The organism is Streptomyces boluensis (assembly GCF_009908195.1).
Lineage (GTDB): Bacteria > Actinomycetota > Actinomycetes > Streptomycetales > Streptomycetaceae > Streptomyces > Streptomyces boluensis.
Genome location: NZ_JAAAHS010000394.1, coordinates 1 through 6,922, shown reverse-complemented (window position 1 = coordinate 6,922; position 6,922 = coordinate 1). Strand labels below are relative to the sequence as shown.

Sequence of the window (6,922 nt, the reverse complement as noted above, 5' to 3'; positions counted from 1 at the left end):
GGCGGGGACGGTCCACATCCACTCGCGGAGCTTGTCGCGTTCGTGGGTGAGTTCGAGGATGTCCGTCTCCGCGTACTCGAACTCCGGTGACCAGAAAAGCGCGTCGAAAGGGCAGACCTCGATGCAGATACCGCAGTACATGCAGAGCGAGAAGTCGATGGCGAAGCGGTCGAGGACGTTGCGGCTGCGCTCGCGGCCGCCCGGGGTCGCGGCCGGGACGGTCTCCTTGTGGGAGTCGATGTAGATGCACCAGTCGGGGCATTCGCGGGCGCAGAGCATGCAGACCGTGCAGTTCTCCTCGAACAGGCCGATGACACCGCGCGTACGGGGCGGCAGTTCGGGCTGGACGTCGGGGTACTGCGCGGTGACGGTCTTCCGCGTCATCGTGCGGAGGGTGACGGCGAGGCCCTTGGCCAGGCCGCTTCCAGGGACCGGGGGCATCAGTTGATCGCCACCTTCACGATTCCGGTGAGCGCGATCTGCGCGAGGGCGAGCGGGATGAGCGTGGTCCAGGCGAGCTTCTGCAGCTGGTCCTCACGGAGCCGCGGGTAGCTGACCCGCAGCCAGATGACGAGGAACGCGAGGACGGCCGTCTTGAGCAGGGTCCACACCCAGCCCAGGCCGTCGGCGCCCCACGGCCCGTGCCAGCCGCCCAGGAAGAGGACGGTGGTCAGTCCGCACAGGACGACGATCCCCGCGTACTCGGCAAGGAGGAAGAGAGCGAAGCGCAGACCGGTGTACTCGGTGTACGCACCGAAGATGATCTCGGAGTCGGCGACCGGCATGTCGAAGGGCGGGCGCTGGAGTTCGGCCAGGCCCGCGACGAAGAACACCAGCGCGCCGACGATCTGCCAGGGCAGCCACCACCACTCGAAGGCGTCGAGGATGCCCGGCAGCGAGACGGTACCGGCGGCCATCGCCACCGAGGCGGCGGCGAGCAGCATCGGCAGTTCGTAGGCGAGGAGTTGGGCGGCGGTACGCAGGCCGCCCAGGAGGGAGAACTTGTTGGCGGAGGCCCAGCCGGCCATGAGGGAGCCGAGTACGCCCACGCCCATGACGGCGAGTACGAAGAAGATCCCGGCGTCCACGAGTTGGCCGACGGCGCCCTCGCCGGGGCCGATCGGAATGGCGACCAGCACCAGGAGGTACGGGAGCAGCGCGACGGCCGGGGCGAGCTGGAAGATTCGGCGGTCGGCGCCGGCCGGGACGATGTCTTCCTTCTGCGCGAACTTGACGCCGTCGGCGACGAGTTGGGCCCAGCCGTGGAAACCGCCCGCGTACATGGGGCCGAGCCGGCCCTGCATATGGGCCATCACCTTGTGCTCGGTCTGACCGATGACCAGCGGGAGGACCATGAAGACGACGAACACGACGAGGAGTCGCAGGACGACGTCGAGGGCGTCGTTCATGCGGGGTCGCCTCCGGCTGGGGTGTCTTCGTCGGGGGTGGCTTCGTCGCGGGTGCTTTTGCCGGGGGTGGCTTCGTCGCCGGATGCCTTGTCGGGGCGGGCTTCGGTTCCGCCCTGCGTGGGCTCGTCCGGGGAGGGCGTTGCGGGCTTGCTCGGCTCGTCCGGAGTCTCCGGTTCGGTGAAGGCGGGGCGCGGGTTGTGCCACGGGGCGTCGGCGGCGCGCGTGCTCTCCGGGCCGGGTTCGGCGGCGGGTTGCGTCGACTCCGGCGCGGGGGTGTCGGACGGGGCCTTGTCGGACGAGGTCTTGTCGGACGGCGAGGCTGTGTCGTCCGACGGAGTCGTGTCGTCCGGTCGGGCAGCCTGGCGTTGGGAGGCCGAGCCCTGGCTCGCGGAGCGTGCGCGGCGGGTAGGAGCGGGGGCACCGGTCTGGGACGCCGAGCCCTCCGACGCACTGCGCGTACGCCGCGCGGGAGCGGAACCGGCAGCTCCGGCAGCACCCGCATCGGCAGCCCCGGCACCGGCCGCACCTGCACCGGCCTGACCGCCGGAGGACGCCTCCACCTCAGCAGGCGCAGCAGCAGGGGTCCGACTGGCCGACCCCGCGCTCGCCGTACGCGTACGCCGCGCCGGACGCTCCGTGGCGGCGCCCGCGCGATCGGTGGCCGCACCCGCGCGGGCCCCACGCGCGGGGCGCGCCGGGGCCGGGGGCAGCTGGCCCTTCATCGGGCCCCAGTCGTTGGGGTCCGGTACGCCGGGCGGCAGCATCTGGCGCCGCTTGGGCCCGCCGTGCTCGGACTCCCCCGGCTCCTTGGCGCCGGGCCAGGCCTTGACGACGCGCGCCGCGAGTACGAAGTCCTTGCGCAGCGGGTGCCCTTCGAAGCTGTCGGGCAGCAGCAGCGGGTCGAGTCCGGGGTGGCCGGTGAAGTCGACGCCGAACATCTCGTGGGTCTCGCGCTCGTGCCACGCGGCGCCCGCGTACACCTCGACGGCGGAGGCGAGCACCGGCGCCGTGTGCGGAACCGTCGTACGCAGAAGGAGGCGACGTACCGGATGCAGGGCCGCCACATGGGCGCAGACGCGGAACCCGGTGCCCGGCTCGTCGACCGCGCTCAGCCAGTCGAAATAGGTGCAGCCCAGGGTGGTGCGGGCGGTGAGCAGGGCCGTGGTCCAGGTGTCGGCGGGGACGTCGACCGTGAGCAGGTCGTACTGCTCCTCGGCGGTCGCGTCCGCGCCGAAGATCTCGGTCACCTCGTCGGGGAGCCAGCCGGTCATCGCTCGTCCTCCCCCGAAGCCGAATCCGCAGGCGGGACAGCCGTCGGAGGTGCCACGAGGCCGCTCTGCAGGGCCGCCGTGGACGGGCGTCCAGCGGCGGCGTAGCGCTCGTCGAGGGACTCCCGGGCGATCTTCTCCTGGAGTTTGAGGATGCCCTGGAGGAGCGCTTCGGGACGCGGCGGGCAGCCCGGCACGTACACGTCGACGGGGATGATCTGGTCGACGCCCTTCGTGACGGAGTACGAGTCCCAGTACGGGCCGCCGCAGTTGGAGCAGGCGCCGAAGGAGATGACGTACTTCGGCTCGGGCATCTGCTCGTAGAGCCGCTTCACGGCCGGGGCCATCTTGTCCGTCACCGTGCCAGAGACGATCATCAGGTCGGCCTGGCGCGGACCCGGTGCGAACGGGATGACGCCGAGCCGGATGAAGTCGTGGCGGGCCATGGAGGCGGCGATGAACTCGATGGCGCAGCAGGCGAGCCCGAAGTTGAAGACCCACAGGCTGTAGCGGCGGCCCCAGTTGAGGACCACCTTCATGGGCTGGGGGGCGAGCCGCGCGAGCGGGCCGAGCTTCGAGCCGCCGTTGTCGCGGCCGGGTCCCGGTTCGATGGTCACGTCCATGTGAGGACGCCCTTCTTGTATGCGTACAGCAGACCCACGGTCAGGAAGCCGAGGAAGATGAACATCTCCACCAGCGTCGCCCCGCCGAATCCCGCCTTGGCGAAGACCGTGGCCCAGGGGAAGAGGAAGATCGAGTCGACGGCGAAGATCACGTACAGGAACGCGTAGACGTAGTACCGGACCTGGGTGTGGGCCCAGCCCTCGCCGACCGGGTCGACGCCGCACTCGTAGGTGAGGAGTTTCTCCGGGGTCGGTACGACGGGCCGGAGCAGGCGTCCCGCGCCGAAGGCGACGGCGACGAAGAGCACGCCGATGACGGCGAGCAGCCCGACGACGGAGTAGCTCTGGAAGTAGTCCGCGGCGAGAACGGTCGGTCCCGGCACGTCGGCCCCTCGCTCCCTGATCTCGTTGGCCACGTGGGCCACGTGGAACCCGTCGCCCATGCCGCACATGTCCCGGCCGGTCACGGGCCCGTCGGCCCTGTTCGACGATCTGTACGCACGGGAGTCTAGGCCCTGTTAAAGAACCGGTAAGCAGCCCTGTCGGGGTAAGGGTGGGGTTTTCCCCCGTTCCTCCCGGCGGCGCACCTCATGGCGCCGCCGGGCCGGGCCCGGCAGGCTGTCCGGCATGACCGCACGCAGCACCGCACCGGCCGGCGTACCCGGCACCCGAAGGCCCCGGCGCCCCGAACCCGGCACCGCGCAACAGCCGCTGCCGCCCGCGCGCTTCGCCTTCGACGGCCGGACCTGGAGGGAGATCGCGTATCTCCTGCTCAACCTGCCGATGGCACTGTTCGCCTTCGTCTACGTGGTGTTGGTGGTCGCGGTCGGCAGCGCGCTTGCGGTGACGGTCGTGGGGCTGCCCCTGCTCGCGGCCGGCCTGGTCGGGGCGCGGTGGCTCGGCGCGGCCGAGCGGGGCAGGGCGCGGCGGCTGCTCGGCACGGTGGTCGACGAGCCGAGCCCGCTGCGCTTCGCCCGGCGGGACGGCTTCGTCGGCGGGCTGTGGTCCCGGCTCAAGGACCCGGTCGGCTGGCGGAGCCTGCTGTTCGGGTTCATCCGGCTGCCGTGGGGGGTGCTGACGTTCACGGTCACGCTCGTCTCGCTGTTCGTGCTCTGGCCGGTACTGCCGTTCATCGCCCGTGGGCTGTCCTCCGTGGACCGCGCGCTGGTACGCGGACTGCTGTGCCCCTCCGACGAGTTGGAGCGGCGGATCGCCGAACTGGAGTCGGACCGCGGCGCCGTCGTCGACACGGCCGCCGCCGATCTGCGGCGCATCGAGCGCGACCTGCACGACGGGGCGCAGGCCCGCCTGGTCAACCTGGCCATGGGGCTCGGTCTGGCCAAGGAGAAGCTGCTCGAGGGGCAGGCCGACGACACCGTCGCCGCGATGGTCGACGAGGCGCACGGCGAGGTGAAGCTCGCCCTCCAGGAACTGCGCGATCTGGCCCGCGGCATCCACCCGGCCGTCCTCACCGACCGCGGTCTCGACGCCGCCCTGTCGTCGCTCGCCGGGCGCTGCACGGTACCCGTAAGGGTCGCGGTGAACCTGCCGGAACGTCCGGCTCCGGCCATCGAGGGCATCGCGTACTTCACGGTCTCCGAGCTGCTGCAGAACATCAGCAAGCACAGTGGTGCGCGGGCGGCCTCGGTCGAGGTGTGGCGCGCGGACCACCGGCTGATCGTCCGGGTCGAGGACGACGGCCGCGGCGGCGCCTCGCTCGGCGGCGGTACGGGGATGGCGGGGCTCGCGGACCGGCTGGGGGCGGTGGACGGCCAGTTCGTCGTGGACTCCCCGGCCGGCGGCCCGACCACGGTCGCGGCCGAACTCCCTTGGCGCGACCGCACGGAGAGCTGACCTGCCGTGAACTGACGTGACGTGCGCGGTCCCTGAACCTGACCCTGACGCGCCCTGGGCCATTGGCTCGGGGCGCGTCCGTGTTTCGTGCACGTCCCGTTCACGGGCCGCCGCTTCGCGCGGGTCGCTTCGCGGGAGCCGTTTCGCGGGCGGGGTGGGGAAAACCCCCGGTCGAAGACGGATACGGGCCACATGGTCCGCGGCCCTGCACGAGAGGAGGGTGGACGTATCGCGAGGCCCGAGCTTTCCGAAAACCGGCCCTACGCGCGTACGCCCCCCGTATCCGAGCACCAGCCGAGCAGAAACGGACGCAGTGATGGCCATGGAGTACGGACAGGAGTACGCGCGGGAGCACGGCCGCCGGCCTCGGCCCGAGGTCCCCGGTTCCGGTCCCGGACGGCGCCCCTTGGTGCCGCCGGCCCTGGCGGCGCCGGTCGCGGGCCGGACCTGGCGCGAGTTCGGCTACCTCATCGCCAGCCTGCCGCTGAGCATCCTGATGTTCGTGTACGCGGTCACCATGGTGTCGCTCGGCGCGGGCCTGCTCGTCACCTTCCTCGGGGTGCCGGTGCTTGCCGCGGCGCTCGCGGGCTGCCGCGGTTTCGGCGCACTGGAGCGGGCACGCGCGCGTGGGCTGCTGCGGCTCGACGTGGCCGACCCGCAGCCGGTGCGGCCGAAGAAGAACGGCGCCATGGCGTGGATCGGCGCGATCCTGAAAAGCGGCACCTCCTGGCGGAGCCTGCTGTACGCGGTGCTGCACTTCCCGTGGGCGGTTTTCGCGTTCACGGTGGCGGTGACGTTCTGGTCGGTCGGCTGGTCGCTCCTGACGTACCCGCTGTGGCGCTGGGTCTTCCCCATGTACGCGGGCGTGGACGGCCTTCAGGTGTACGGCAGCGAGGACGGGCGGCACACCTTCTACCTGGACTCGACCTTCGAGATCGGGGTCACCGCGGCGATCGGCCTCCTCGTCACGCTGGCCACGCCGTGGCTGATCCGGGGCCTGACGACGGTGGACCGGGTGCTCGTGACCGGCCTGCTCGGCGCCTCGCGTCTGGACGCGCGGGTGGTCGAGCTGGAGTCGGACCGCGGCGTCGCCGCCGACACGGCCGCCGCCGACCTGCGCCGTATAGAGCGCGCTCTGCACGACGGGGCGCAGGCCCGCCTGGTCAACCTGGCCATGGACCTGGGGCTCGCGAAGGAGAAGCTGCGCGAGGACCCGCAGGCCGCGGCGCGCATGGTGGACGAGGCGCACGGCGAGGTGAAGACGGCGCTACGGGAGCTGCGCGATCTGGCCCGCGGCATCCACCCGGCGGTGCTGACCGACCGCGGTCTGGACGCGGCCCTCTCGTCGCTCGCCGCGCGGAGCCCGGTGCCGGTACGGGTCGAGGTCGACCTGCCGGAACGTCCGGCTCCGGCCATCGAGGGCATCGCGTACTTCACGGTCTCCGAGCTGCTTGAGAACGTCGGCAAGCACGCGGGCGCGCGCGGGGCGACGGTCGATGTGTGGCAGGTCGAGGACCGGCTGCTGCTCCAGGTCACCGACGACGGCACGGGCGGCGCTGATCCGGCGCGGGGTACGGGGCTCGCGGGCCTCGCGGAACGGCTCGGCTCGGTCGACGGCATCCTGACCGTGAACTCCCCGACGGGCGGCCCGACCCGCGTGACGGCGGAGCTTCCCTGGCGGGGCTGAGTCGGAGTCGGTTGGTGGGCGCGGCGGGGCCGGGGGCTCGGAGCGGCCGAGCCGGGGCTCGACGCTACGGAGGCGAGGTGC

General features: G+C 71.9%; 7 protein-coding genes. 2 read left to right on the top strand and 5 right to left on the bottom strand.

The window, feature by feature from the left end; genetic code table 11:
- From GUY60_RS31830 to GUY60_RS31810, 5 genes are all read right to left on the bottom strand, one after another.
- On the bottom strand, window positions 1-441 hold a 441-nt coding region (locus GUY60_RS31830; RefSeq protein ID WP_161704162.1), incomplete at its 3' end, for a NuoI/complex I 23 kDa subunit family protein.
- Window positions 441-1,409 (bottom strand): complex I subunit 1/NuoH family protein, encoded by a 969-nt coding sequence (locus GUY60_RS31825; protein WP_161704160.1) that lies wholly within the window; start codon window positions 1,407-1,409, stop codon window positions 441-443. The genes GUY60_RS31825 and GUY60_RS31830, both read right to left, overlap by 1 nt.
- On the bottom strand, window positions 1,406-2,680 hold the full coding sequence (locus GUY60_RS31820; RefSeq protein ID WP_161704158.1) for an NADH-quinone oxidoreductase subunit C: 1,275 nt from the start codon (window positions 2,678-2,680) through the stop codon (window positions 1,406-1,408). Before GUY60_RS31820 ends, GUY60_RS31825 begins: the two co-directional genes overlap by 4 nt.
- Window positions 2,677-3,300 (bottom strand): NADH-quinone oxidoreductase subunit B, encoded by a 624-nt coding sequence (locus GUY60_RS31815; protein WP_161704156.1) that lies wholly within the window; start codon window positions 3,298-3,300, stop codon window positions 2,677-2,679. The genes GUY60_RS31820 and GUY60_RS31815 overlap by 4 nt, the downstream gene beginning before the upstream one ends.
- Complete coding sequence (locus tag GUY60_RS31810) at window positions 3,291-3,743, bottom strand: NADH-quinone oxidoreductase subunit A (RefSeq protein ID WP_161704164.1); 453 nt, start codon at window positions 3,741-3,743, stop codon at window positions 3,291-3,293. Before GUY60_RS31810 ends, GUY60_RS31815 begins: the two co-directional genes overlap by 10 nt.
- A 184-nt stretch (window positions 3,744-3,927) precedes the next feature.
- Between GUY60_RS31810 and GUY60_RS31805 the strand changes: the two genes are divergently transcribed.
- Together GUY60_RS31805 and GUY60_RS31800 are read left to right on the top strand one after the other, a co-directional pair.
- Window positions 3,928-5,154 (top strand): sensor histidine kinase AbrC1, encoded by a 1,227-nt coding sequence (locus GUY60_RS31805; RefSeq protein ID WP_161704154.1) that lies wholly within the window; start codon window positions 3,928-3,930, stop codon window positions 5,152-5,154.
- Window positions 5,155-5,470: 316 nt separating this feature from the next.
- The gene (locus GUY60_RS31800) at window positions 5,471-6,841 is read left to right on the top strand and encodes a sensor histidine kinase AbrC2 (protein WP_161704152.1); all 1,371 of its coding nucleotides are present in this window, start codon (window positions 5,471-5,473) and stop codon (window positions 6,839-6,841) included.
- Window positions 6,842-6,922: the final 81 nt, after the last annotated feature.